A 26,710-nucleotide genomic window follows, 5' to 3' on the forward strand; every position below is an offset into this window, starting at 1 on the left:
CCAAAATAAATTCATATTTTAAGACAATGAACTTTACAAACTTCAAGATTGCTTGGCGAAATATCGGAAAGAAAAAAGTACAAAATCTGATCAATCTAATTGGATTGACCTGCGGTATTACTTTTCTATTACTTGTAGGTGCTTATGTATGGGATGTACATCAAGTGAATAGCAATATCAAAAATATTGATCGGCAATTTTTGTTGCAAAGCAAGTATAAGAAAGAAGGATTTGGTATTGACTTAACTACATTAGGGGCACTCCCCAAAGCTTTACATGAGGAGTATCCCAACCTGGTCTCCAATTATTATCGGATTGATGGGTTGACCGGTATCGTAGCGAACGGAGCAACAATCCATGAAGAAGGCATGTCTCTTGGAGATCCCAGTCTATTGACGATGTTCGGATTCCAGATTTTAGCAGGCAATGCCAATACCGCTTTGAATAATCCCTTTTCAGTAGTCATCAGTGACAAAGCAGCCATAAAATATTTCGGAAATGAGGATGTACTTGGCAAATCGCTACAAATAAAAAATTTCAAGGGTGAAAAACATGATTTTGAAATTACAGCAATCATTAAATCTGATGTCCAAAACGCCATTATGGATCTCTCAAAGAATATGCATGCAGACATATTTTTACCGATCATCAACGAGCAATTCTTTGGCCGATCGATAGACAATTGGGATAACCCTTATATTGCCGGTAATATCGAATTGAAACCAGGTGTAAGTGTGGAGCGCGTAGATGCCGCCATCGAAACGCTGGTAAGAAAGAATACCGATAAAGAGTTTTCCAATCAATACAGCCCTAATTTAAAACCATTGAAAACCTATTATTTGGATGACAACCAAGGGGCCGTCCGCAAAATGATACAGACGTTGGTTTGGACTGCCATTTTCATCTTGATCATGGCCATCATCAATTTCATCAATTTTAGTATCGCTCAGCACATTACGCGATTAAAGGAAATCGGTGTTCGCAAGATGATGGGATCATCTCGCATGCAACTTATTAGACAACTGATGACCGAATATATCCTGATTGTGGCCATAGCAGCATTGATCAGTCTTCCAATTTACATCATCACGAGTCCAATCTTCGAACATGTTTTGATGCGTAAGCTACCCTCGTTGGTGGAATTGCCTATTTACTTTTTTGGTTTACTGATTATAATGACGTTGTTCATTGGTCTACTAGCGGGGCTCTATCCAGCCATTAAACTTTCCAATGTCGCGATACTTCCGGCAGTCAAAAGCCAGTTTTCGACGCTGGGGGGCAAACAACTGGTGCGAAAAATTCTTTTGTTTTTTCAATTTGGGGTAGCCTTGCTCCTGCTTGTCTGCACATTGATTATTTCCAAACAAGTGGACCTATTTCTCCATAGCAATCTAGGTTACAACAAAGACTACTTATTAACCGTTCAGGTACCTAGAGATTGGTCCGAAGATGGTGTTCGCAAAATGGAGACTTTACAACAGGAACTCAGCCAACAGCCAGAAGTAAAATCAGTAAGCTTATCTTATGAAACTCCTGGATTGCTGGGGTCCAATATGCAGCCTGCATTCGGGACGACAGACGACAGAGAAATCCAGGTACAACGGATTACAAGTGATAGTCACTTTTTGGAAACCTACGAGATACCGCTAATTGCAGGAACTTTTCTTCCTAAACATTATGCAACGAATGCGGATAATAGACCAGTTGTCATCAACAAGAAGGCTATGGATGATTTTGGCTTTAAAAATGCCGAGCAAGCAGTTGGTCAGCAAATAGCAATAAATGATCCTAATTACAAAATCACTATTGTGGGCGTTGCTGAAGATTTTGTAGCCAACTCACTGCATCAGGCATCTCCGCCTATTATCTGGATGGATGTACATGAGAGTCTTCAATATCGATACCTTAGCATTCGATTGAAGCAGGGACCTCTTTCCAATGCAGTACAACAGCTCGAAAAAAAATGGAAAACGTTGCTACCTGATGCACCATTCGAATATAAATTTATGGATGAACGCATCAAAAATCTATATGAAAATGAGCTGCAACTGCATCGCGCTTCCCAGATTGCTACGTTTGTTTCGCTGCTGATTGTTGTATTGGGACTTACCGGATTAATATCGCTTTCCATCCATCTGCGCAATAAAGAAGTCGGCATTCGTAAAGTACTAGGGGCTTCACTAGCACATTTGATGTTGCTCTTTTCAAAAGAGTACTACGGAATCTTCCTATTTGCTGCGTTTACGACAGTTCCACTGAGTTATCTATTGATGCAATACTGGCTACAAAATTACATCATCCGCGTAGAAATCAATGCATTTACTTACTTGTTACCATTGGGTACATTGATTGGATTGCTGAGTTTATTGGTTGGCATTATTGTATTTCGATCAACTCGGTTTAATCCCGTTGAAAAATTAAGAGATGAATAGAAAAATGAGCGTTGTACCCATCCAGTTGGTGTTCGTTGCGAACAGCTACTGGATGGGTAACTCCTTATTCCTTTAACCTTCATAGCTTTTCGATAGATAAACAAATCCATATTTTGATTCTTTCCGAATAAGTTTAAGCTCATCAGACCGATTGAGCAAATCTTCAAGTATCTTCATCAAGTTTTTAGGTTTTACATATGTATCGAGTATCATACAAACCAATTTATGTATCTCATAAGGACTCCTATTTTTATTAAAATATCCCGTGCCAACCTGCGCTTCGATGATTCTCTTGACCTTCCGAAGCTCATTCAACGTAGAAGGTTCATTTGGATCAAAATTATGGCGGATGTCCATTATCTTAAATTCGATCTCCTGTACCCCTTCTTCAATGGATAATCTATATAAATGGTAAATAACCTCCTCAGCCAATGTATTAACGTGCAACTCATAAGCATACTTTTGCTTGGATAAATTCATCCCTAAAGGCAACATGGCATGTATACTCCCCACTTCTAACACACACAAAAAATATAGTAATCAATAGCAAGAATCGTTTTAATTTTGAAAGACTCAACTTTGCTTATAAAATCCAGTGCTTTTCCCATTAAAAAAGATACTTCTTCGGGTGAGAGACCATTTGAAATACGCTGTAATATCATCCGATAAAAGAACTGCATTTCCAACGGTTGACAACGATGCTTATACACCCGTTTGAACACTTTAAAATTATTTCTCATTATAGCTCATATAGTTATTCCATACAAAGAAATAGAAATAATTTAAAAATTTAAAACATTTGTATAAATAAAAATAACATTTTGTATATTTATCTATACAAAAAAAAGAGCATACTAAATCATAACTATGACAAAACTAGGTGAATTTTTAGAGAAGAAATCCGTTAATAAATCGCGAATTGCGCGAAAAACGGGTTTAAGTAAGGCAAGAATCAATGAGTTAACGATGACCGAAACGGCCAAATTACGTTTGGATGAAATGTACCTGATTGCATTGGCTATTGATACAGATCCAGCTAAAATGATGTTCGAATTATGTGATCATCTCCAGTTGAAAGAGATTGAAGAGTAAGCAATTCTCCATTTTTCGCCAGTGCTTAGCTCGTCTGTGCGATACTGAACGCCAAACTGTTCGATATCGTACAGACGAACTTTTCAATTTTAAAACAAGAAACTAATTATCAACACATTAGCAAAATGGCAACGCAATTGATTTCAGCTTAAACGCCTGTTTTGATTATAACTACCAATCATTCAGGCGTTAAAAAATTCTGCTATGATAGGAAATAATCTCAAAATAGCTTGGCGGAATATGGCAAAAAACAAGCTATATTCATTCATCAAGATTGGCGGCTTTGCCTTTAGTATTGCCATCTGTATTCTTATTGTTTTATATATAAAACATGAGACGAGCTATAATAAGTTTTATCCGGCGATGGATAGAGTTTACCGTTTGGTCGTTCAGTTACCTATTGAGCATAAAATCGAGCGCTGGGTTTCACTTTCTGCCCCTGTGGCGCCGACCCTGAAAGCAGAAATCCCGTCCGTTGAGCAAACGGGACGCATTCTACCAAACCCTTTATTCGGTGCGGGCAGTAACCAATTGTCATTAAATAACAGCCCTGATAGCCATTATGATGATGGATTTGTCTATGTCGATCAGTCCATTCTCGACATGTTTCCTATGCCCATGGTTTCGGGCCAGCTGTCCCACGCACTTGACAAGCCCAACACATTGGTAATCACCAGAAGCAAAGCCGAAAAATATTTTAAAAATAATCCAATTGGACAAACGATCTATCTCAACAACAATAAGTCGAAAGCCTATACCATCACTGGGGTAATTGAAGATATGCCCAACAATTCGACCCTTGCCGGTTATAGTTTTTTTATGTCGCTCGCTGGAGAGCCTTTTTATCAAGGTGAACAGACTGCTTGGCTCAATAACAATTATACCGTCTATGTCAAATTAAAACCCAACGTAAATGTTGCACTGGCAGAAAAAGAAATTTCAAAGAATTACTTAGAAATACATTATCTCCCTGAATATCTAAAATCTGGACGTAAACTTAATCCGCTTTTCAAGCAGGCAAAAATAACCCTACAGAATGCCCTCGATATGCATCTAAAATCTGCGGATGTAAGCGACGATAAAGTGAGTACATTGAACAGAGGGGATATTCGCATGGTTTGGACCTTCGCAACTATAGCCTTATTTATTTTGTTCATTGCCTGTATTAACTTCATCAACTTATCGACAGCAAATGCAGCAACAAGAGCAAAAGAAATTGGTATCCGTAAGACTATTGGCTCCTCCAGGAAGCTGCTTATTGGACAATTTCTTGTTGAAGCAATCTGTTATAGTGTACTGTCACTGATTATCGGGCTCTTTCTAAGCTGGCTACTACTACCCGTATTCAACCAACTAGCCAACAAATCATTGACCATTCCCTGGATAGCGGCATACTTCTTTCCTTCTCTTTTGGCGGCTATATTGGTGATCGGCGTCCTTGCCGGAATCTACCCAGCATTGTACCTATCCAAATTTAAACCAATCACTGCACTGAAAAACAACGTCATTGGTGCCAAATCTTCGCTTTTTAGGAATAGTTTGGTTGTCTTTCAATTCGCAACCTCAATAATCCTTATCGTTGGCGCATTGGTGACCAATAAACAGATAAACTACATATTAGACAAAGATCTGGGATTTGACAAGGACCAAGTTGTTGTGCTTCGCGGAATTGGAACATTATCGAAACAGCTTCCAAGTTTAAAAAATGAGCTAAAAAGCCTCCCAGATGTTGCTTCAGTTTCCCTGAGTGATTTTCTCCCTGTACCCATCGATGGTGCCAAACGAAATGGCAATCCGTTCTGGATTGATGGTAGAAGAGATCTCGATATGGCTACACAGGGCCAATTTTGGGAAATCGATCAGGATTATCTGAGCACATTCGGTCTTCATTTAAATAAAGGACGAAATTTTGATCCCACGAGAGCCACCGATAGCAGTTCGGCTATTATCAATCAAAAGTTGGCCGACGAACTTCAATTAAAGAATCCCATTGGTGCAAAAATCACCAATGGCAATACCTGGACGATCATTGGCGTAGTAGATGATTTTATTTTTGAGTCGTTGAAGGAGAAGGGGTATGCAGGACTTTGTATGACATTACAAGGCAATCCTTCCCTACTCTCTATTAAGGTAAAATCGCAACATCTCAAAGAGACAATCGCTGATATCACAGCAGTATGGGACAAATTTGCACCAAATCAACAAATTAACTACAGCTTTTTGGACGAAGGTTTCGAGGCCCTTTATCAAGATGTGGAACGGACCAAGAATATATTTACTTGTTTCGCTCTTGTTGCCATTTTTGTCGCTGCACTCGGGCTTTTCGGCCTTGCAACTTATGTGACACAACAACGAACCAAAGAAATTGGCGTACGTAAGGTACTTGGAGCCAGTGCGATCAGATTACTCCGATTATTGTCTGGAGATTTTATAAAATTGGTGTTTGTAGCCTTGGTCATTGCCACACCTGTTGCGTGGTGGGCAATGAACCAATGGCTTACTGATTTTAACTATCGAATCGAAATAAATTGGCTATACTTCATTGTTGCAGGTATGAGTGCCATTTTAATTGCTTTAGGCACAATCAGCTATCAGACTTGGAAAGCCATTCGCGCCAATCCGGTGGATAGCCTGCGTGATGAATAAATACAAAAACTGTAAAAGAACTTTATTATGATAGGAAATAATTTAAAGATCGCTTGGCGAAATATGGCCAACAACAAACTTTACTCGATCATCAAGATCGGCGGGTTCGCTTTTAGTATTGCCATTTGCATTCTTATTGTACTGTACATTCGCCATGAAACCAGTTATGACAAAATGTATCCCGACATGGACCGTGTTTTCCGTCTTATCGTTTCGGCACCCGATGGTGATAAAGTGAGGCAAACCTTTGCCTTTCCTGCCCCAGCAGCTAAAACCTTTCAAGAGGAAATCCCAAGTGTAGAATTAGCCGGCCGCATTTTACCCAATACCTTATTTGGTGCCGGAAGCAATCTATTTACGGTAAATGGCCGCGCAGAGAATTACCTTGATAAAGGATTTGTTTATGTCGATCAGTCCATTTTGGAAATATTTCCACTTCCGGTCGTACAAGGACAGCTATCACATGCGCTGGACAAACCCAATGCGATAGTCATTACCAAAAGTAGGGCTGAGAAATATTTCAAAGGAAATGCTGTAGGGCAGACGATCTATCTCAACAATAATAAAAGTATTTTATATAACATAACGGCTGTCATCGATGATGTTCCGAACAATTCCAGCCTCTATGGTTATGATTATTTTATATCCCTTGCAGGCGAACCATTTTACCCGGGTGAACAAAACAATTGGGGCGCGACAAATTACATTACCTATGTAAAACTGAAGGAGAATGCAGCTATTGCCAACGCACAGGGTAGCATTTCAAAAAACTATATTCAGGACCATTATATTCTGATTAATAAAAAAATGGAATGAAAATATCGCCCGAAATGATGCAGTCAACCGTCTTACTTCAAAACGCCCTCGATATGCACCTGCGTTCTAAGAATGTGTCGGAATATGGCATGGCTACGCAATATCAAGGTGATATTAAGATGGTCTGGATATTTGCTGGCATCGCATTTTTTATTTTATTGATCGCTTGTATTAACTTCATCAACCTATCCACAGCGAATGCAGCAACGCGGGCAAAAGAAATCGGAATTCGCAAAACCATTGGATCCAATCGAAAGACACTGATTATCCAATTTATGACCGAAGCGATATGTTACAGTCTTATTTCACTTCTTATAGGGTTATTATTAGCCTTCCTGTTATTACCACTATTTAACAATCTAGCCAACAAAGCGCTGTTTATACCGTGGACAGTCTGGTACTTTGTGCCTTCGCTGATTTTGAGCATGTTGATCATCGGTATCCTCGCTGGCTTATACCCAGCGTTCTATTTATCAGGATTTCAGCCGATCAACGCATTAAAAAGCAAATCGGTTACGAATCCTAAATCTTCATTATTGCGCAATGGACTGGTTATTTTCCAGTTTGCAACATCTATTATATTGATCATCAGCGCACTCATTGCAAATCAGCAAATCAGTTTTATGCTTAATAAAGACATTGGCTTTGATAAGGATCAGGTCATTGTACTTCGTGGTGTAACGGGAATTGCCTCCCAGGCGAAAGAATTAAAAAATGAATTAAAAGCCATTCCAACAGTTCGTGATGTCTCTATTGGCGACTATTTACCGGTTCAATTGGATGGTGCAAAAAGAAATGGAAATCTTTTTTGGGCCAAAGGCAAGGAAGATCTTGAATTAGGTGAAGGTGGGCAATTCTGGAATATCGACGAAAGTTACCTTTCCACTTTTGGTCTGAAGCTAATAGCCGGCCGAAACTTCGATCCACATATCGCATCGGATAGTACAGGTGCTATTGTTAACAAAAGAATGCTTGCTGATTTAGGCATCAAAGGAAATCCCATTGGTACACAAATTACTAACGGCAGGACATGGACCATTATCGGTGTCGTCGATAATTTTATCTTTGAATCAATGAAAGATGAGGGCTACTACCCCGTTTGCATGACCCTTGCCAATAGTCCTTCCATGCTTTCTATCAAGACCAAATCGACGGACATGTCCAAAACATTAGCCGACATTAATACCGTTTGGAATAAGTTTTCGCCGAATCAAAAAATCGACTATAATTTCCTTGATGCCGGCTTCGCTGACCTCTATCAGGATGTCCAACGGACTAAAAATATCTTCAGCTGCTTTGCCTTTGTAGCCATTTTTGTTGCCGCCCTGGGACTTTTTGGACTAGCAACATATGTGACCCAGCAACGTACAAAGAAATTGGTGTCCGTAAGGTTCTCGGTGCCAGTTCCATCCGATTACTCAAATTACTCTCCGGAGATTTCATAAAATTGGTCTTTGTAGCCTTAGTCATTGCTACACCTGTTGCATGGTGGCAATGAATCAATGGCTGGCGGATTTCAATTATCGCATAGAAATCAATTGGTTCTACTTTGTTCTGGCAGGAATAAGTGCAATCTTAGTTGCTTTTGGGACGATTAGTTATCAAACTTGGAAAGTCGTCCGTGCCAATCCGGTCGATAGTTTAAGGGATGAATAAAGTCAGAAGATCTTAAAAATTGGTGTTTGTTGCCTTGGTAATTGCCTGCCTGTTGCGTGGTGGTCATTGAACCAATAGCTTAGGGGAATGAATGTTCGATTCTGGACGTAAACTGTTCGAAATCGAACATTCAAAAACAAAACAAAAACACGATAAGTTATTTATAATAAAACTATTACGACACTGGCAAGGGGATTGTAATTTTAATTGAGTGAAATAGATCTACTTGGTTTAAGCATACCTATCCAGCGTAAGATGACAAAAAATGATTTCAAACTAGCTTGGCGTAAACTCTTAAAAAACAAAGGATTTACTCTTCTAAACATCATTGGATTGACCTTGGGTTTTACCGGTTTTATCCTTTCCTATCAATACATCAATCGAGAGACCAGCTACGATAAATGGAATCCACATTACAAGGATATCTACCAAATTGGCCTTGAAGCAGAAGGTGCATTTACGGACGAAACTTCACCTTCTCTGGCTCCATTGCTAAAACAGAATTTACCTGATATCGTCTATGCAGGTCGAAAAATAGTTTACAATTATGGAAGTTATCCCCTTTTTGGTGAAAAAACAGTCCTTATTAAAAATGCTGCACTGATTGACTCCTCAGCCGCACGAATCTTTCAAATCGAAAATGCGACCCGGACCGCTCTACAAAAACAAGGATCAAAAGGATGCGACCATGGTCAAAAGCCATATTGCCGAACAACTATTCAAAAAAGAAGACTTAAATTTTGACAATCCCCATTCGATTCCAGCTCTAAGTCTACAAATTGGAATGAAGGAAACAATCTACGGTACCATCAAAAAGCAAGGTCTGTCCATGATTGACTACGATCTCCTTTTTATCCGTGAACCACAGGATCTCTTCGCCAATAATAATCCTTTTTTGTATCAAACTTATATTCAAGTACGTCCCGGTACGGATATCACGAAGTTGACCAATCGCATCAACGCGCTTTACCAGAAAGAAATTGCACCGAAAGATAAAATCCGCTCCTCGAGTTATGCCAAAGGGAGGATCTACCTAGACCCACTGTCCAACCTTCACCTTCGGCCAAAAACAGGAAGTAACACGGCTTATATCATCACGTGGATTATTGGTATTCTCTCCGTTTTGATCCTCTTACTCGCCTCTGCCAATTTTGCCAATATGATTATGGCACAAGCGGATCAACGCATTAAGGAACTCGCGCTCAAAAAAATATTGGGAAGCTCACGTTGGGCTATCGTCAGGCAATTGGTACTGGAAGTATTTATTCTGACTTTCAGTGCTGCAATTCTAAGTTTCGTTGCTTTGGCCCTCACAGGAAATATCCTCCAAAAATGGTTCAATGATGATCTTAAGGGCTATATTCTGCGTTCAGAAACAATCGTCCAACTTGCTATTGCCGTACTATTGACAACAGTTCTATCGGCAATATACCCAGCTATCGTACTCTCTGGCTTCAAATCCGTTAATCTCCTTAAAGGTGGACTGACTTCCATTCTCAAAAAGGGCACATTTCGAAACGCACTACTAACTTTTCAGATCAGTATGGCCATCCTATTTATATCGGGCATGCTGGTTATTAGGGCACAGCTAAATTATATGCAGCAGGCGGATAAAGGATTTGAGCCTGCACAGGTTGTTAATTTCAAAGGAATAGGCATGTATTATGATTCCAAAATTGATGGTTCCTATCAACAACTAAAACGTCGGTTAGAAAATGATCCAAGTATTGCCTCTGTTGCATCAGCGACAAATATTCCAGGGGAAGGCGAACAACCTCCCAAAATGGATTTTTCCTATGCTCAAAAAAACGTTTCGTTTGCACATGTCGGTATTGATCCTGGATACTTCAAGACGCTAAATATCTCCAGTATACAAGGAAACACCACTGTTTCAATAGATCAACTGCTTCACGATTCCTTGGCCAACTATGCTATTATCAACGAATCTGCAGCCAAAAATTTAGGACTCGAAAACCCGATAGGTGCTAAAATCAAAGGCTGTGATGTCACCTTTGAAATTGTTGGCCTAGTCAAAGATAGTAAAGCTTATGGCTTTGAAAATGTAGTTCAGCCGAGCCTATATTCATTTAAAAACGAATGTGGTACTATGCGCTTTCAGACAACCCTCATGGTCAAAACAAAACCGGGAATGGTTGATCAGGCCATCAATACAGTCAAAGCAGAATGGGAGAAAAATCCATCCGCAAAAGATCTGCCTCTTGATTATTCCTTTATGGATGAGCAATATGCTTTGCAGCACAAAAAACAGCAAGAATTGCAGACTGCTTTTAATAGTTTCACCAGCCTTTCGGTTATCATCGCGGCCTTAGGGCTATTTAGTATGGCGGCGTATCAGGCGGCATTACGAAAAAAGGAAATGAGCATCCGTAAAGTACTGGGAGCCTCGGTACAATTGCTCTTTATTCAATTGAACAAACCATTTTTCAAGCTCTTTTTAGTCGGGATCGGCATAGCCCTTCCAATAGCCTATCTACTCATGAATAAATGGCTTTCCAATTTCGCCTATCATATTCAGCTGTCCTGGTGGTCGTTTTTGATCCCAATATTTTGCATATTTATCCTCATATTGGTTTCCATCAGCTTCCAATCTATAAAAGTCGCAAAAACAAATCCAATAGATAGCCTGCGCGATGAATAAAAGATAATTTGAGCGGTAAAGGGCCCTATTCCCCAGTCGAACAGTAATTATGATGACTAATAAAAATATAAAACAAGAATATCTAAGATCTCAATACTAAAAAATGATACAATTAAAAAATTTATTCAAGTGGTATAACGTAGGTGGTACACGCTCATTCGTCCTTAAAGATGTAAGTCTCGATATTGCTGAAGGTGATTTTATCTCCATCATGGGACCATCAGGATCTGGAAAATCAACTTTATTAAATATTATCGGTATGCTTGATGAACCTGATGAGGGTGAATATATCTTTATGGGCGAGAATGTATTGGAAATGAAAGCAAAGAAAAGAACGCAACTATACCAATCCCACATAGGCTATGTATTTCAAGCTTATCATCTCCTGGATGAATTGACCGTGTATGAAAATATCGAAACACCCTTGATCTATAAAGACATTTCAAGCAAAGAAAGAAAAGCTATTGTTGCCGATATGCTTGATCGCTTTGGCATTGTCGGGAAGAAGGATCTCTTCCCGGCCCAGCTATCCGGTGGTCAGCAACAGATTGTCGGTATAGCGCGTGCATTGGCGGGATCACCGAAGTTATTGCTGGCCGATGAGCCTACGGGTAACTTAAATTCCAAACAAGGCGAAGAAATCATGGATTTATTCAAACAGCTCAACGATGATGGCGTTACAATTATACAAGTAACCCATTCTGAAAAGAATGCCGAATATGGTAAAAGAGTTGTCAATATGCTGGATGGTCAGCTCAAATAATTGTATGCCAATTTAACCTGGATAATCCCTACGCAGTACATCAATGACGGTAGGGATTTTTTTAGCTCATATCTCGAATCAATTAGTTAACTTCGTTATGATGAATGAGAGAGAGTTGAAATCGCTAATATCCCTGTTGGACGACACCGACCAACAGATTATTCAGGAAGTGGAGCACCAGTTAAAAAGCCAAGGTCCTGAGATTGTACCCTATTTGGAAAAATTTTGGGAGTCCAGCTTCGATCCTCACATACAGGGTCGATTAGAGAATATTATCCATGAAATTCAATTTGATCAGACCAAAAACGAATTACAGATTTGGAACCTGAGTAACTCATTCAATCTACTGGAAGGATTAATTATCCTGAATAATTATCAATATCCTTCTTATGAGGATCATAAGATTGTTTTAGCGATAGAAGACCTCAAAACTGAGGTATGGCGCGGTTTGCATTACGACATGAGCCCGCTGGAAAAAGTGAACCTGATGAATCATGTTCTTTTTGGCTCCTTCGGCCTAACAGGAAATACAAAGGATTATCATCATCCACAGAATTCCTATATTGGTCAAGTACTCGATACCAAACAGGGGAATCCCTTAACCCTATCCTGCATTTACAGTATCATTGCACAAAAATTGGACATTCCGATCTACGGTATTAATTTACCAAAGCATTTTGTATTGGCGTATATGGATTCGGATGAAGAAGGGAATGAAAATGTGCTGTTTTACATCAATGCCTTTAATCGTGGGCAGGTTATGCAAAAAAGCGATGTAAATTCATTTTTTAAGCAACTGAACCTCAATCCGGATAGAGAATTCACCTATCCCTGCGATAATGTGACCATCCTTAAACGAGCTTTGCGAAACTTGATGTCTGCCTACGAGGAACATGAAAGTTCAAACAAGCAACAGGAAATCAAAGCGCTTTTCCAGTTGCTTGCTTAAACTGCACGTTAGAAAATATTAGCTTCACGAGCATCTAAAAAGATATAATTCGGCGTCAAAGAGCCATAGGTTTTCGCTGCAATATCGGGTTTTATATTGCCTTCACCTAGCAATGGAAAACGCGAAACTGTACGATTCGTTAGATCAGAAACATAAAAGAATTTCCCTTGTTCCGTACGATCATCAATGGCTATCCCCCAAGGTTTTACTAAACCTGTATTAGCCCCACCGATGACGTAATCAGGCGCCACAGTTTTGTCCGTGCCTCCACTAAATAAGGTTTTTGGATCTTTGAAAAATAGCACTTCACTACCGGAAGTTACCGCCAACAAACCCTTTTTGGGTGCATAGGACACCGAGCCTAATCCCGTTTTACCATTGATATATACTTTCATCACTGGCGTAAATCTAGTGGAAGCTACAATGGTATCGCGAGGACGGTCGATGAGTTCTTGTTTGAGTTGAGAATATACAGCAAAACCACTTCTATTTTCTGTTCCTTCATTATTAAAACCAATCAGCACCAATTTCTCATTACTATCACTTGTATTGCTATTCAATAAAGTCAGTGAACTCGGAACCAGGTTCCCAAGGTTAATCTGTTTGTCAATGATTGGTGCTCCACCTTTTGATCCCACTTTTCCACTTGGTGTACTTATCGCATATAACATGGAATTACCTACTCCGCGATTTGTAACCGCCAAAAGAAATGGTGTTGTTACAGATCCAGATGTACCATTTTGTTGGGCATACGTATAATAGGCCAATCCCCTAACATTCGTAAAACCGCGGTATCCAATAGCACCTGCATTACCGGGAATTCCATAGATCTCATTGGCAAATGGAATCACCTGAAGAAAGGTATCCTGTGCCGTAACACTCGCCTGAAAGATAGCCCGGGCAGCAGCATCAAAAAGAATTGGTCCGCCCCCTTTTGCCGGAGAAAGATATTGATAGATATTATCTAAATTGGTCGTATCAGCCGGATCGATAATCATCATGTTTTTAAGCGCAGAATTGTTCTGGTCGTAATCCGAGAAAGAAACATATAATCTAGAGATCAAAGTAGCCCCCGTTCGTACAGGCTCATCATCCAGTTTCTTGCAAGAAGTAAAACCTATTACACTGGCAACGAATAGGATAATACAGGATTGAAACGAAAATTTCATATATTTTTTATTAAAAATAGCGTATTGCGTTAAACATACAAATCTACTAATATATGCAGAATATCAATGAATTTATATGATTCTTTTAGGGGCAAACCCGTTTAAGTAAAACGGAAATATTTGTCAATCCGCTACTTTTTGATTAAAATTGCCTTTGTTTTTGTTAGCACATACGATTATGGAAAATAAGGAATTTGTAAGGGAGACGTTGACATTACCGGGAGAGGGCAAAAAATTACTTTTACACTCCTGCTGTGCTCCGTGTTCTGGAGAAGTGATGGAAGCACTCATTGCTTCGGATATCGATTTTACAATCTATTTTTACAATCCCAATATTCATCCCCGCAAAGAATATGATTTACGCAAAGACGAGAACATCCGATTTGCTGAAAAACATAATATCCCTTTTATTGATGCGGACTACGATGTTGATCATTGGTTTGATTTGGCCAAAGGGATGGAGCAAGAGCCTGAAAGAGGCATCCGTTGCACGATGTGTTTTGATATGCGTTTTGAAAAAACGGCTGAGTATGCGGCTGCCAATGGCTTTGATGTGATTTCAAGTTCGCTGGGTATCTCCCGTTGGAAAAACATGGAGCAGATCAATGATTGTGGTTTACGTGCTGCCTCCCGCCATGAAGGGATGGAGTATTGGACTTTCAACTGGCGTAAGAAAGGTGGTTCTGCCCGTATGCTTGAAGTCTCCAAAAAGGAGAAATTCTATATGCAGGAATATTGCGGCTGTGCTTATTCGCTACGCGATACCAACAAATGGCGTATGGCAAATGGGCGCGAAAAGATAGAGTTAGGCAAAAATTATTATGAATAAGTCCTGTTACTGGTGTATATGAAGCTTTGCTTCGGAATATTTGAAAAAATATTTCTATCCTAATGATTTTATACATACCTTTGCAGGCTCAAATGCAAGATTGTGAAACATCTAAAACAATACAGAATTCCCTTTTCGGGGCTCAACGCTGGAAAGCACAATTTTGAGTTTGACATTAATAAAAAGTTCTTTGACTGCTACGAACATTCGATTGTAAAAGATGGCAATCTGAAAGCAGAAGTTGAATTGCAAAAACAAGAAAATCTTTTGATTTTGCATTTTGATATCCAAGGCGAAATTCAATTGACTTGTGATACCTGCTTAAAAGAGTTTATGTCACCGATTTCAATTCAAGAACGAATATTAGTCAAATTCACGGATGAAGATTGGACAGATAATACCGAAGAGGTGTTGATCTTATCCAAAAGCGACCATGAGTTGGATATAGCTGAGTTATTATACGAATACATTAATTTAGCTGTTCCCTATATCGTAAAATGTGAAGAGCAGGGACAAGGTATACAATGTGATCCTGAGATGCTCGCGTTATTTACAAGCGAGCCTGATTCAGAGGAACAAAAAGAAGAAGAAATTATCGACCCACGTTGGGAAGCATTGAGAAATATTAAAAATAACTAAAACAAGAATACGAGATGGCACATCCAAAACGTAAAACTTCTAAATCAAGAAGAGACAAAAGAAGAACACATTATAAAGCTGAAGCTCCAAGCTTGACAGTATGTAAAGAAACTGGCGCAGTTCATTTACCTCACCGTGCATATACTGTAGACGGAAACTTGTACTACAACGGTAAATTGATCATTGAAAATACAGCTGTTGTCTAAGGTAAACCTTTCATAACACCAAAACATCCCAGACAAGCACTATTTTAGAAATTTGCTTTACTTTGGGATGTTTTTTGCGTATTATTGATTTACTAAATAATAACGGATGAAGATTGGTTTAGATATTTTAGGAGGAGATTATGCTCCTAAAGCAACGATAACAGGTGCTATTGAAGCACAAAAACAGCTTACTGGAGACCAAAAAATAGTCCTTTTTGGTAAAACTGAAGAGACTAAACAATTAATCAATCAAGCCGGAGGAAATTCATCTGACTTTGAATATGTGGAGGCTCCAGAAGTCATTGCAATGGGTGAACATCCAACCAAAGCAATAACTCAAAAACCCAACTCAAGTATTGCGAAGGGATTTGAATATTTAAAAAACAAAGAAATTGACTCATTCGCTTCTGCTGGTAATACTGGCGCCATGCTTGTGGGCTCAATGTTTAGCGTTAAAGCTATCCCAGGCGTATTACGCCCTGCAATAGCATCCATTGTTCCCAAATTAAAATCAGGCTTCGGAATCTTATTGGACGTCGGCGCTAATGCAGACTGTAAACCAGAGATGTTGAACCAATTTGCAATCTTGGGAAGTGTCTTTGCCGAACATGTGTTTAATGTATCCAACCCTAAAGTGGGATTATTGAATATCGGAGAAGAAGAAGAAAAAGGAAACATCCTAACAACCTCTACCTACCCCCTACTTAAAGCCAACGACAAGATTAACTTTATCGGAAATGCAGAAGGCCGTGACCTGTTCAGTGACCATGCCGACGTTTACGTCTGTGATGGATTTACAGGCAACGTCGTCTTGAAACTCGCAGAATCATTTTATGTAGTGACGTTGAAAAAAGGTTTTAAAGATGATTTCTTCGACCGATTCAACTACGAGCAGTACGGCGGTAGCCCGATCTTGGGAGTTAATGCTCCTGTCATTATTGGCCATGGTATTTCGACACCTGAGGCCATTAAAAATATGGTTTTATTTTCAAGAGATATGATCGAGTCTAAGTTCATTGACAGCATCAGATCTATTTTCAATTAGAGTATTTATGTCAAAGATTCACGCCGCAATCACGGCTGTAAATGGTTACGTTCCGGATTATATCCTTACTAACAAAGAATTGGAAACAATGGTCGACACCAACGACGAATGGATTGTTTCCAGAACGGGAATCAAAGAGCGTCGCATCTTAAAAGGTGAAGGTCTTGCTACTTCAGATCTTGCTGTACCTGCAGTGCAAGGTTTATTGAAAAAAAGAGGTATAGCTGCTACAGATATTGACCTTATTATCTTTTGTACAAGCACACCAGATATGCTGTTCCCTGCGACTGCAAATATTCTGGCCGATAAAATCGGAGCTACAAATGCATGGGGATTTGATCTTCAGGCGGCTTGTTCAGGTTTCTTGTTCGGTCTGAATACAGGAACACAATTTATCACTGCTGGCACTCATAAAAAAGTCCTTGTTATCGGTGCCGATAAAATGTCTTCGGTCATCAATTACCAAGACCGCAATACCTGTATCCTATTTGTGATGGTTGTGGCTGTGTATTATTGGAGCCAAATGAAGAAGGCATGGGTATACAAGATGCTATTTTAAAAACCGATGGTTCCGGAGGACAGTTTTTGAATATCAAAGGTGGGGGTTCGCTGAATCCGGCGTCGCATGCAACTGTAGATGCAGGATTACATTACGCTTACCAAGAAGGTCGTACGGTGTTTAAATTTGCAGTAACCAATATGGCTGATGTAGCACATGAGGTTATGGTCAAAAAATAACTTAAAGTCAGAAGATATTGCTTGGTTGGTGCCTCATCAGGCCAACAAACGTATTATTGATGCAACGGCAGAACGTGTGGGGCTTCCAGAAGAAAAAGTGATGGTGAACATTCAAAAATATGGAAATACCACCAGTGGTACTATTCCTTTATGCTTGTGGGAATGGGAATCTCAATTGAAGAAAGGAGATAATCTTATCCTTGCTGCTTTCGGTGGTGGTTTCACTTGGGGATCCATCTATTTAAAATGGGCGTATTAGTTGTCCATTTTATGGTATAATTTATTACTTTTGACAGTTAGAATTTTTTAGAAACAAACAAAACCTAGAATACTATGGGTATGGATATCAAACAAATTCAGGACTTGATTAAATTCGTTTCAAAATCAGGTGTGAATGAAGTCTCAATTGAAGAGCAAGATTTTAAAATTACAATAAAAACAAATCAAGAGCCTACGTACGTAACAGCTACTGTTCCTGCTGTTGCTCCAATTGCTGCTCCTCAAGTTGCACAAGCAGCGGCACCAGCTCCAATAGCTAGCCCTGCAGCACCAGCCGCAAGCGCTGAAGCAAACTTGATCACAATCAAATCACCAATGATCGGTACATTTTACCGTTCGGCTGGACCTGGTAAACCATCTTTCGTCAATGTTGGTGATGATATCAATACCGGTTCTGTACTATGCATCATTGAAGCAATGAAATTATTCAACGAAATTGAATCTGAAGTTTCAGGTAAAATCGTTAAGATTTTGGTAGAAGATGCTCAACCTGTTGAGTTCGACCAACCATTATTCTTAGTTGAGCCTAAGTAATTTACAATTACGTAAATGAATACATGTAGCCTCCAAAGGGCTACATTTTTTGCAAACTTCATAATTCAAGACAATGTTCAAAAAAATATTAATTGCAAATAGAGGCGAGATTGCCCTGCGCATTATCCGTACCTGTCGTGAAATGGGTATTAAAAGTGTTGCAGTATATTCGACTGCCGATCGCGATAGTTTACACGTAAGATTTGCGGATGAAGCAGTTTGTATTGGTCCTCCACCGAGTAGAGACTCTTACTTAAACATTCCGAATATTATTTCTGCAGCTGAACTAACAAATGCAGATGCGATTCACCCAGGATATGGTTTCTTGTCGGAAAATGCTCGTTTCTCAGCTATCTGTGCAGAGTACGGTATCAAATTTATTGGTGCAACTGCAGAGCAGATCGAGAAAATGGGTGATAAATCCCGTGCAAAAGATACCATGAAAAAAGCTGGTGTTCCTACTGTTCCAGGATCCGATGGTTTGATCTCAAACGTAAAAGAAGGTATTACCTTAGCCAATGAAATCGGCTACCCAGTTATCATCAAGGCTACAGCCGGTGGTGGTGGCCGTGGTATGCGCATCATTTGGAAAGACGAAGAGTTTGAACCAGCTTGGGATTCTGCGCGTGTCGAATCTGCGGCTGCGTTCGGTAACGACGGTATCTACCTTGAAAAATATGTAGAGGAACCGCGTCATATCGAATTCCAAATTGTGGGTGACCAATTCGGTACAGTATGTCACCTGTCTGAACGTGACTGTTCGATCCAACGTCGTCATCAAAAATTGATCGAAGAATCGCCATCACCTTTTATGACTCCCGAATTGAGAGCTGAAATGGGAGAGGCTGCTGTCAAAGGTGCTAAAGCTGTAAACTATGAAGGTGCTGGTACAATCGAATTCTTGGTTGACAAACACCGCAACTTCTACTTTATGGAAATGAACACACGTATCCAAGTAGAACACCCGGTAACGGAAGAAGTCATCAACTTTGATCTGATCAAAGAACAAATTAAGGTGGCCGCAGGAATTCCGATCTCCGGAAAAAACTACGAACCAGGAATGCATGCGATCGAATGTCGTATCAATGCGGAGGATCCTTTCAACAATTTCCGTCCTTCACCAGGTAAAATCACCAACTTCCACTCACCAGGTGGACATGGTGTACGTGTAGATACACACGTTTATTCTGGTTACTCAATTCCGCCAAACTATGATTCTATGATTGCTAAATTGATCACAGTTGCGCAAACACGTGAGGAAGCAATTTGTACTATGGAACGTGCATTGAGTGAATTCGTCATTGAAGGGATCAAAACAACCATTCCTTTGCATTTGAGATTGATGCGCGACCCTAACTTTAGAGCCGGCAATTTCACGACAAAGTTTATGGAAACTTTCGACCTAACGGAATATCCTGCGGAAGATTAAATAAAATTATCTTTACATACATAAAAAATACCATTCTTTACAATAAGAATGGTATTTTTGTTTCCAAACAATTTTTATGAGTACACCTAATTCGAAAGATCTAATACAAGCTATTAAAGATAAAGGGAAGAATATAGAAGCGGAAATGTCTTTTTTTGACCACCTTGAGGTGTTAAGATGGCATTTGGTCCGTTCAGCAATTGCGATCTGTATCTTTGCAGGTATTGCCTTTACATTCTACGATTTCGTATTCAACGATATCATCATGGGGCCAAAGAATTTAAATTTTTGGACCTATCGCATGATGTGTAAGGCAGCAGATACTTTCAATTTAGCAGACTTCTGTGTCAAGAAAATTCCTTTTAATATCATCAATACCGAACTAGCAGGTCAATTTATGCTTCAGATAAACTCCTGTTTATTGATGGCTTTGATGATGGGATTCCCCTACCTCCTTTTTGAAATTTGGTTATTTGTAAAACCAGCACTGACCGATGTGGAAAGACGGTCTGCACGCGGGTTTGTTTTTTACTCTTCTTTATTGTTTATTTTAGGAGCACTCTTCGGATACTACATCGTTGTACCCTTATCCATCAACTTTCTAGCCAACGTATCCCTAAGTGATGAGATCGTCAACCAGATTACCATTGATAACTACCTTTCTACGATAGCAACGTTAACATTGGGCTGTGGAATTGTTTTCCTACTCCCGATACTGGTATTTATTCTCTCGAAAATAGGCATTATGACCCCTGAATTTATGCGGGCCAGCCGTCGTTATGCAACTGTAATTATTTTAGTGATAGCAGCTATCATTACACCGTCTGCAGATATCATCACCATGTTGACCGTTGCAGCACCAATGTTCTTATTATATGAGATAAGTATCATGGTTTCGGCCGATGTCAAAAGAAAAAAATTAGCACAAGAAAAATAAAATAACAATAAAATGAGCAGCGTAAAGAAAATTGCGATTGGAAGTGACCATGCCGGCTTTGAATACAAAACAGCTTTGGTAAGCTTTTTGAATGAACTGGGTTATGAAGTAACAGACTTTGGAACAAACTCTCCAGATTCAGTTGATTATCCAGATTTCGCACACCCAGTTGCATCAGCAGTAGAAAATAAAGAAGCTGATGCTGGAGTCTTAATTTGTGGAAGTGCAAATGGTGTTGCTATCACAGCTAATAAACACCAAAATATTCGTGCTGCTATCTGTTGGTTGGAGGAAATTTCGGCTTTAGCCCGTCAGCATAATGATGCGAACGTCGTATGTATACCTGCACGTTTTATCGACCTTGACCTCGCTAAAAAGATCGTCAACACATTTATAAACACGGAATTCGAAGGTGGGCGTCACGCTAACCGCGTAAACAAAATAGCTTGTAGCTGTTAGGTAAATTAACATATTTTAAGAAGCGGATGAAAAGCAAATTACACTTTTCATCCGCTTTTTTTTATATATTGTGCAGATAACGACACCTGTTATATCAATCAAGGAGATGATACGCAGCTGATCTGGTTAATTAAATTACAAAATAAGGTGCTGAAAGTCACACTAGTAAAAAATAAACAATGAAGAAAATATACAACCTACTTTGGATAGCATGCGCTCTGATGAGCTGTGCAAATGCACAGGACATAAACAGTAAATATGCCGATGAAATCACGGTAGAATCTACCCAGAAGCATCTGCGCACTTTAGCTTCTGTCGATTTTGAAGGCCGAGGAACCGGCCAAAAAGGCGGACGTCTGGCAGCAGAATATATTGCCAATGAATTTAGAAAATATGGACTTAGTGCACCTGTCAACGGATCCTATTTCCAACCCCTGCAACTAATTCGCAACAGCTTTAAAGTAAAGCAATTTAGTATTAACGACAGGCCCTTCCAGCATGGGAAGGACATTTTCGTCATTGGCAACAACGAGAACAAATTCTTCGAAAGCAATGAAATCGTGTTTATTGGTTATGGCATAGATGATCCCAAGTATTCGGATATCTCGGGCTTGGATCTCCACAATAAGATCGTTATGTTGATCAATGAGAATGAGCCAACAGATGAGAAAGGAAATTCATGGATTAGCAGCAAAAAGACTGCGTCGGACTGGGCAACAACCCGAAATAAAAAAGTCAAAGAGATCCTTAAACACAATCCCAAAATGGTATTAGCGATCAATAGTCAGCTGTCCCAACTTTTGGAGGATGCGGGAGACCGTGCTATTGAGGGTCGTTACAATTTGGCGGTGGACCAACCAGCGCCGGAAAAGTCGCCAATGATCCCTGTAGTCAACATTACAGACCATGCCGCAAATTATATACTAAACCTGGCGAGAACTAACCTTGCTACTGTTGTTGCAAAGATTAATCGTACGGGAAAACCTAATTCCTTTGTTATTTCAACAAATTTTAAAGCTGAGTTTGGCACCAATGCGGCTGCTTTAGCTGATCCAAACATTCTTGGCTATCTGGAAGGAACAGATAAAAAAGACGAAATCGTTGTGATCGGAGGCCACTACGACCACGATGGAATGGATTCCAAAGGCAATATCTTCTTTGGGGCCGATGACAATGCCTCGGGCACAACAGCCGTCCTTGAGTTGGCACGCGCTTTTTCGAAAGCTAAATCAACAGGAAATGGCCCACGTCGCAGCATTTTGTTCATCACCTATGCTGCAGAAGAAAAAGGTTTACTAGGTTCCAAATTCTATACAGAAAATCCGATATTTCCATTGAAAAACACCGTTGCTTGCATCAATATCGATATGATCGGCCGTGTCGACGACAAGCATCTCAAAGGCAATCATGATTATATCCACGCTATCGGTTCAGATAAATTGAGCTCCGAGTTATATGAGATCAATAAAAATGAGAATGAAAAACATACGAAACTGGAGATTGACTATATGTATGACAATCCAAAGGATCCTATGCGTTTGTACTATAGATCCGATCATTATAACTTTGCCAAGAAAGGTATTCCTTCTGTCTTTTATTTTTCGGGCCTGCATCCGGACTACCACACGCCTGCAGATACCTATGACAAGATCGACTTTCCATTAATGGTAAAACGCGAAAAGCTCGCATTTTACACGGCATGGCAAATAGCCAATAGGGAAAATCGCCTGGTCATCGACAGTAATAAAGAGTAAGGTCAAATTATCGGCTTTATCAAGGATTATTTTGTACAATATAAAAAGCAAGTAAATGATTGTTTACTTGCTTTTTTTATGTACTAAAATGACCTTTAGCATAAACCTTTTATTCACAATTATTGTTATCTTTAATACAAAACAAGTATAATTTATGGCTTTTGTAGATTACTATAAAGTGCTTGGCATTGATAAAACAGCTTCTGCTGATGACATCAAAAAAGCATATCGAAAACTAGCCCGTAAATACCACCCTGATGTCAACCCCAATGACAATGAGGCCAAACAACGATTTCAGGAGATTAATGAGGCAAATGAAGTATTATCCGATCCCGAAAAGCGCAAAAAATATGACCAATACGGTGAACATTGGCAACATGGAGAGGAGTATGAAAAAGCGCAACAACAATACCGTCAGTCACAATCTAACGGAGGAAATCCATTCGGCGCTGGAGGAAATCCATTTGGTGGTGGCGGTTCCCATGAGTACACTGGAAACTTTGATGATGGGCAATTCTCTGATTTCTTCGAACAGATGTTTGGTAGCAGACGCGGAGGAGGCCGCCAAAGTACATTCCGCGGCCAGGACCTTAATGCGGAGCTCAGCTTAACCTTACAAGAAGCTTACACGACACATCAACAGACCTTCAATATCAATGGAAAAAGTATCCGCATCACGATTCATGCTGGCGTGGAGGATGGTCAAAAGATCAAACTGAAAGGTTATGGCGGAGAGGGCATCAACGGTGGCCCAAAAGGAGATCTCTATATCACTATCAACATCACGCCTGATGCCCGTTTTAAACGTCAGGGGAATGACTTATACACAACACTTGATATAGACCTCTATACAGCTATTTTAGGCGGTGAAGCAACTTTAGATACATTCGGCGGCAAAGTTAAACTGAAGATTAAAGCCGAAAGTCAAAATGGTGCAAAAATGCGACTTAAAGGAAAAGGATTCCCCTTGTATCGCAAAGAAGGTGAATTTGGCGATCTGTATGTCACATTGAATATTCAAATGCCCAATAATCTGTCTGCCGAAGAAAAGGCCTTGTTCCAACAATTGAAGGATTTAAAACACTAATCTTATGGAAACGACACTCATTAAAGTCATCGACTTCTGCCAGTCCAGAAAGGTTGAAACAACATTCCTGCAAACCATGGAGGAATACGGACTCATACATATTGTCATTCAACAAGAAGAACAATATATTGATGAAGAGGAGCTCCAAAAATTGGAACGCTTTTCAAATCTCTACTATGATCTTGAAGTAAATCCTGCCGGAATTCAGGTTGCCAGTCACCTATTGGAGAAAGTTGAACAGCTCCAAAATGAAATTTCACATTTAAAGAATAAATTGAAAGCCCTGGATTATTGATCCAAGGCTTTCAATTTATTTCGTTAGAATTCGACATCCCGCTCTGTGTTCACCTTGGTCTGCCAAACAATCTTGTCTTGCAATGTGGTATATAGAATTTCATAATCCCCTTTACAAGTCACAAAGGACCCATAAAAATCACCAGGCTTCATCACGCGGTAAACAACCAGTTTTCGTTCTCCGCCAACTTCACCATAAGCTTTCATTAACATGTAACCTGTTTTATTCACCTTTTCTTCCGGAATTTTATAATCTAAATGCGAACGGCTACTACCATCATCAGGACATAAAATCTCTGTGCGGCTCGGGGTAAATTTATAACGATCGCGATACATAGCAACATTAGACATCACTACATCCTTCGCCCACGCGATATCGGTAAAATCCTCCGGGAAGAGAAAGATCAGCGACACCATTTTCTCTTGCCAAAGGCGCCCGTTAAACGGAATTACAAAATGAAGCAGCTTTTGTCCCTTAAAAGTTGTAGTCGTATAAAAATATCGTCCCTCCTTATTTTGCTCCCGTTGAAAAGAACTTAAATCAAGTAGGTGATTTTTTTTCCCTTTTACATTTGGCGAGTTGTTGACTACAGCAAGCATGTCATACTGATATTTTCCTTCCAGATGTCCAGAAAACAAAACCTGATACGCGGTATCTGAATAGCGTAAATGGCGTAATACACGACGAAATCGATTGTCAACCTGCTTTGCATTAATCGGATTAGTCTTACCTTGCCAATTTTTATCCTCCATAATATCATCCCCGAGGAATACGGTGAGCTCTTTGTTAATATTAACAAAATACTCATCTCCTTGTACAGCAAAACCGTTGGGAACCACTTTATAGGACTTACAGGAAGAAAGCATGGCCAAAACCACAATAAAATAGAAAATTTGAATGAATCTGCTCTGCATATTTATGATCTAATCTTTACTTCTTTAAATTTAAACGAATAGGCAATGTGTAAGCCACGCGTACCGGTTTACCGTTAACTAATCCCGGTTTCCATTTTTTCACACCTTTTAGGAGCTCCAATGCCGCCTCTTTGGTTCCATAACCAAGATCTTTTTTTACATCAACATGGGATAAACTGCCATCCTTTTCGACAATAAAAGCTACTTCAACAATGCCATTAACCTCCCGTTTAATTGCTGCTTCCGGAAAAACAAAATTATCGCCTACCCAGATCATAAAAGATCGCATTCCCCCAATAGGTGTTGGTTGCACCTCAACTTTATCAAAAGTTACTAAATCGGACTGAAAATCCAATGAAAGATTCCAGCGGTCGCTCTCATCTTCCGTCCTTATCGATTTTACTTCCTTGAGTTGTTTTTCCGTCTCTTCACCAGATTCAGCGCCCGGGAATGAATGAGATGACATCCGGACCTTTCTGCCCAATGTGTCAGTTTCCTCCCAATAGTACGTCGTTTTTCCGCCAACGGTAACGGGTAAGGAAAGCAGCGATCGAACGACTTTCCCATTGACGATTGCAGGTTTCCATTTCCCACTTGCTTTTACAGCATTTTCCACAGCGGATGCCAGGCCATAGCCCAAATCATTCTTAGCCTTTATATGGCTCAACTCACCATTTTTCTCCACGATGGCTGAGATGACAATTACCCCGATCATATTATTTTTGATTGCTTCATCACTCACGTGGATTCTACTGCTCAATCCAATGACATACTTTTTCATTCCTCCAACTGGAATAGCCATGATCTCAGGATCTTTGTAGACCTTACTGTCTTCATTTACCTGTCCATTTTTCAGCTCCTCAGACTGGCTCGGCAATGTCTGCTCATCAGTCACAGTTAAGCCATTAACGCTTTCTTCTACATCCGCTACCATAGCCTTGGCCCTACTCGTATTAAATACCAACGTAGACCCCGCTACCACCAATAACATGGGCAGCACAATCACATATAACAAGCGTTGTCTTTGTACAGATTTATCTTTAAATAACATCGTGATGCGCTGCTTTAAAAAAGAATGATTGGAAAACTTATGTGAAAAAGCCAATTGATCTGTACGTAATGCATGAGCAACCAGCATTTCTGCATAAGCCACTTTATCGGTCGAGCAAATTTCATCTACAATATACTCGTGTTGAAACCTTATTTCCTTTTGAAAGAAATACACAACAGGATTGAACCAATTGAAAATTTTAAGTAGCTCAATCAACAGTAAATCATAGGAATGTCCCTGCTCAGCATGAACCTGCTCATGCCATGCAATATTCTTCTTGTTTTTAATCGATTTCCCAATCACAACCCGATTAAAAAAAGAAAAACTCAGGT

The 26,710-nt window shown here is 39.7% G+C and carries 26 protein-coding genes and 1 pseudogene; 23 read left to right on the plus strand and 4 right to left on the minus strand.

The window, feature by feature from the left end; all coding sequences use genetic code 11:
* Positions 1–26: 26 nt before the first annotated feature.
* Positions 27–2,432: an ABC transporter permease gene (locus tag DTA23_RS02535; protein WP_172462299.1), complete on the plus strand. Its 2,406-nt coding sequence runs from the start codon at positions 27–29 to the stop codon at positions 2,430–2,432.
* Between the two features lie 72 nt (positions 2,433–2,504).
* On the opposite strand, the gene DTA23_RS02540 is transcribed toward DTA23_RS02535, so the two are convergent.
* Positions 2,505–2,954, minus strand: a complete 450-nt coding sequence (locus DTA23_RS02540; protein WP_172462300.1) for a hypothetical protein — start codon at positions 2,952–2,954, stop codon at positions 2,505–2,507.
* Between the two features lie 345 nt (positions 2,955–3,299).
* Between DTA23_RS02540 and DTA23_RS02550 the strand changes: the two genes are divergently transcribed.
* From DTA23_RS02550 to DTA23_RS02590, 10 genes are all read left to right on the plus strand, one after another.
* Positions 3,300–3,524, plus strand: coding sequence for a helix-turn-helix domain-containing protein (locus tag DTA23_RS02550; RefSeq protein ID WP_070566237.1), 225 nt, complete (start codon positions 3,300–3,302; stop codon positions 3,522–3,524).
* Positions 3,525–3,728: 204 nt separating this feature from the next.
* Positions 3,729–6,170, plus strand: coding sequence for an ABC transporter permease (locus DTA23_RS02555; RefSeq protein WP_112373749.1), 2,442 nt, complete (start codon positions 3,729–3,731; stop codon positions 6,168–6,170).
* 27 nt (positions 6,171–6,197) lie between these two features.
* Positions 6,198–6,986: an ABC transporter permease gene (locus tag DTA23_RS02560; protein ID WP_112373750.1), complete on the plus strand. Its 789-nt coding sequence runs from the start codon at positions 6,198–6,200 to the stop codon at positions 6,984–6,986.
* Positions 6,987–7,000: 14 nt separating this feature from the next.
* Positions 7,001–8,431 (plus strand): FtsX-like permease family protein, encoded by a 1,431-nt coding sequence (locus tag DTA23_RS02565; RefSeq protein WP_172462301.1) that lies wholly within the window; start codon positions 7,001–7,003, stop codon positions 8,429–8,431.
* Entirely contained in the window at positions 8,395–8,484 is a 90-nt protein-coding gene (locus tag DTA23_RS31020; RefSeq protein ID WP_502263815.1) for a hypothetical protein, read from the plus strand. The genes DTA23_RS02565 and DTA23_RS31020 overlap by 37 nt, the downstream gene beginning before the upstream one ends.
* Positions 8,472–8,642 (plus strand): hypothetical protein, encoded by a 171-nt coding sequence (locus DTA23_RS27010; protein ID WP_172462302.1) that lies wholly within the window; start codon positions 8,472–8,474, stop codon positions 8,640–8,642. Before DTA23_RS31020 ends, DTA23_RS27010 begins: the two co-directional genes overlap by 13 nt.
* A 207-nt stretch (positions 8,643–8,849) precedes the next feature.
* Positions 8,850–9,386, plus strand: a complete 537-nt coding sequence (locus DTA23_RS02575) for a hypothetical protein (protein ID WP_146752997.1) — start codon at positions 8,850–8,852, stop codon at positions 9,384–9,386.
* Positions 9,331–11,301 carry an FtsX-like permease family protein gene (locus DTA23_RS02580; RefSeq protein WP_172462303.1) on the plus strand — a complete coding sequence of 657 codons (1,971 nt, stop codon included), beginning with the start codon at positions 9,331–9,333 and terminating at the stop codon, positions 11,299–11,301. Before DTA23_RS02575 ends, DTA23_RS02580 begins: the two co-directional genes overlap by 56 nt.
* 103 nt (positions 11,302–11,404) lie before the next feature.
* The gene (locus tag DTA23_RS02585) at positions 11,405–12,064 is read left to right on the plus strand and encodes an ABC transporter ATP-binding protein (RefSeq protein WP_046672265.1); all 660 of its coding nucleotides are present in this window, start codon (positions 11,405–11,407) and stop codon (positions 12,062–12,064) included.
* 97 nt (positions 12,065–12,161) lie between these two features.
* Positions 12,162–13,013, plus strand: a complete 852-nt coding sequence (locus DTA23_RS02590) for a transglutaminase-like domain-containing protein (protein ID WP_317195282.1) — start codon at positions 12,162–12,164, stop codon at positions 13,011–13,013.
* A gap of 8 nt (positions 13,014–13,021) precedes the next feature.
* Here the strand turns inward: DTA23_RS02590 and DTA23_RS02595 are convergent, their stop codons facing one another.
* A complete protein-coding gene (locus DTA23_RS02595; protein ID WP_112373754.1) occupies positions 13,022–14,182 on the minus strand; it encodes a hypothetical protein in 1,161 nt (386 codons plus the stop codon).
* A 178-nt stretch (positions 14,183–14,360) separates the two neighbouring features.
* On the opposite strand from DTA23_RS02595, the gene DTA23_RS02600 reads away from it, so the two are divergent.
* From DTA23_RS02600 to DTA23_RS02655, 12 genes and pseudogenes are all read left to right on the plus strand, one after another.
* Positions 14,361–15,011 carry an epoxyqueuosine reductase QueH gene (locus DTA23_RS02600; protein ID WP_070566227.1) on the plus strand — a complete coding sequence of 217 codons (651 nt, stop codon included), beginning with the start codon at positions 14,361–14,363 and terminating at the stop codon, positions 15,009–15,011.
* A 102-nt stretch (positions 15,012–15,113) separates the two neighbouring features.
* Positions 15,114–15,650, plus strand: a complete 537-nt coding sequence (locus DTA23_RS02605; protein WP_046672268.1) for a YceD family protein — start codon at positions 15,114–15,116, stop codon at positions 15,648–15,650.
* 14 nt (positions 15,651–15,664) lie between these two features.
* Positions 15,665–15,856 (plus strand): 50S ribosomal protein L32, encoded by a 192-nt coding sequence (gene rpmF, locus DTA23_RS02610; RefSeq protein ID WP_046672269.1) that lies wholly within the window; start codon positions 15,665–15,667, stop codon positions 15,854–15,856.
* Positions 15,857–15,962: 106 nt separating this feature from the next.
* On the plus strand, positions 15,963–16,901 hold the full coding sequence (gene plsX, locus DTA23_RS02615; RefSeq protein ID WP_046672270.1) for a phosphate acyltransferase PlsX: 939 nt from the start codon (positions 15,963–15,965) through the stop codon (positions 16,899–16,901).
* Between the two features lie 7 nt (positions 16,902–16,908).
* Positions 16,909–17,898: pseudogene (locus DTA23_RS02620) on the plus strand (beta-ketoacyl-ACP synthase III).
* Positions 17,899–17,972: 74 nt separating this feature from the next.
* The gene (accB, locus tag DTA23_RS02625; protein ID WP_112373755.1) at positions 17,973–18,452 is read left to right on the plus strand and encodes an acetyl-CoA carboxylase biotin carboxyl carrier protein; all 480 of its coding nucleotides are present in this window, start codon (positions 17,973–17,975) and stop codon (positions 18,450–18,452) included.
* 73 nt (positions 18,453–18,525) lie between these two features.
* Positions 18,526–19,881: an acetyl-CoA carboxylase biotin carboxylase subunit gene (accC, locus tag DTA23_RS02630; RefSeq protein WP_046672273.1), complete on the plus strand. Its 1,356-nt coding sequence runs from the start codon at positions 18,526–18,528 to the stop codon at positions 19,879–19,881.
* Positions 19,882–19,957: 76 nt separating this feature from the next.
* Positions 19,958–20,818, plus strand: a complete 861-nt coding sequence (tatC, locus tag DTA23_RS02635; RefSeq protein ID WP_112373756.1) for a twin-arginine translocase subunit TatC — start codon at positions 19,958–19,960, stop codon at positions 20,816–20,818.
* Between the two features lie 12 nt (positions 20,819–20,830).
* The gene (gene rpiB, locus DTA23_RS02640) at positions 20,831–21,277 is read left to right on the plus strand and encodes a ribose 5-phosphate isomerase B (RefSeq protein ID WP_046672275.1); all 447 of its coding nucleotides are present in this window, start codon (positions 20,831–20,833) and stop codon (positions 21,275–21,277) included.
* A 179-nt stretch (positions 21,278–21,456) separates the two neighbouring features.
* Complete coding sequence (locus tag DTA23_RS02645; protein ID WP_112373757.1) at positions 21,457–23,031, plus strand: M28 family peptidase; 1,575 nt, start codon at positions 21,457–21,459, stop codon at positions 23,029–23,031.
* 154 nt (positions 23,032–23,185) lie between these two features.
* On the plus strand, positions 23,186–24,118 hold the full coding sequence (locus DTA23_RS02650) for a DnaJ C-terminal domain-containing protein (protein ID WP_070566219.1): 933 nt from the start codon (positions 23,186–23,188) through the stop codon (positions 24,116–24,118).
* A gap of 4 nt (positions 24,119–24,122) precedes the next feature.
* Entirely contained in the window at positions 24,123–24,413 is a 291-nt protein-coding gene (locus DTA23_RS02655) for a chaperone modulator CbpM (RefSeq protein ID WP_046672278.1), read from the plus strand.
* A gap of 23 nt (positions 24,414–24,436) precedes the next feature.
* Here the strand turns inward: DTA23_RS02655 and DTA23_RS02660 are convergent, their stop codons facing one another.
* Both DTA23_RS02660 and DTA23_RS02665 read right to left on the minus strand, forming a co-directional pair.
* Complete coding sequence (locus DTA23_RS02660; RefSeq protein ID WP_112373758.1) at positions 24,437–25,327, minus strand: hypothetical protein; 891 nt, start codon at positions 25,325–25,327, stop codon at positions 24,437–24,439.
* A gap of 16 nt (positions 25,328–25,343) precedes the next feature.
* Entirely contained in the window at positions 25,344–26,681 is a 1,338-nt protein-coding gene (locus DTA23_RS02665) for an energy transducer TonB (RefSeq protein ID WP_172462304.1), read from the minus strand.
* Positions 26,682–26,710 lie beyond the last annotated feature (29 nt).

The organism is Sphingobacterium multivorum (assembly GCF_900457465.1).
Taxonomy (GTDB): domain Bacteria; phylum Bacteroidota; class Bacteroidia; order Sphingobacteriales; family Sphingobacteriaceae; genus Sphingobacterium; species Sphingobacterium multivorum.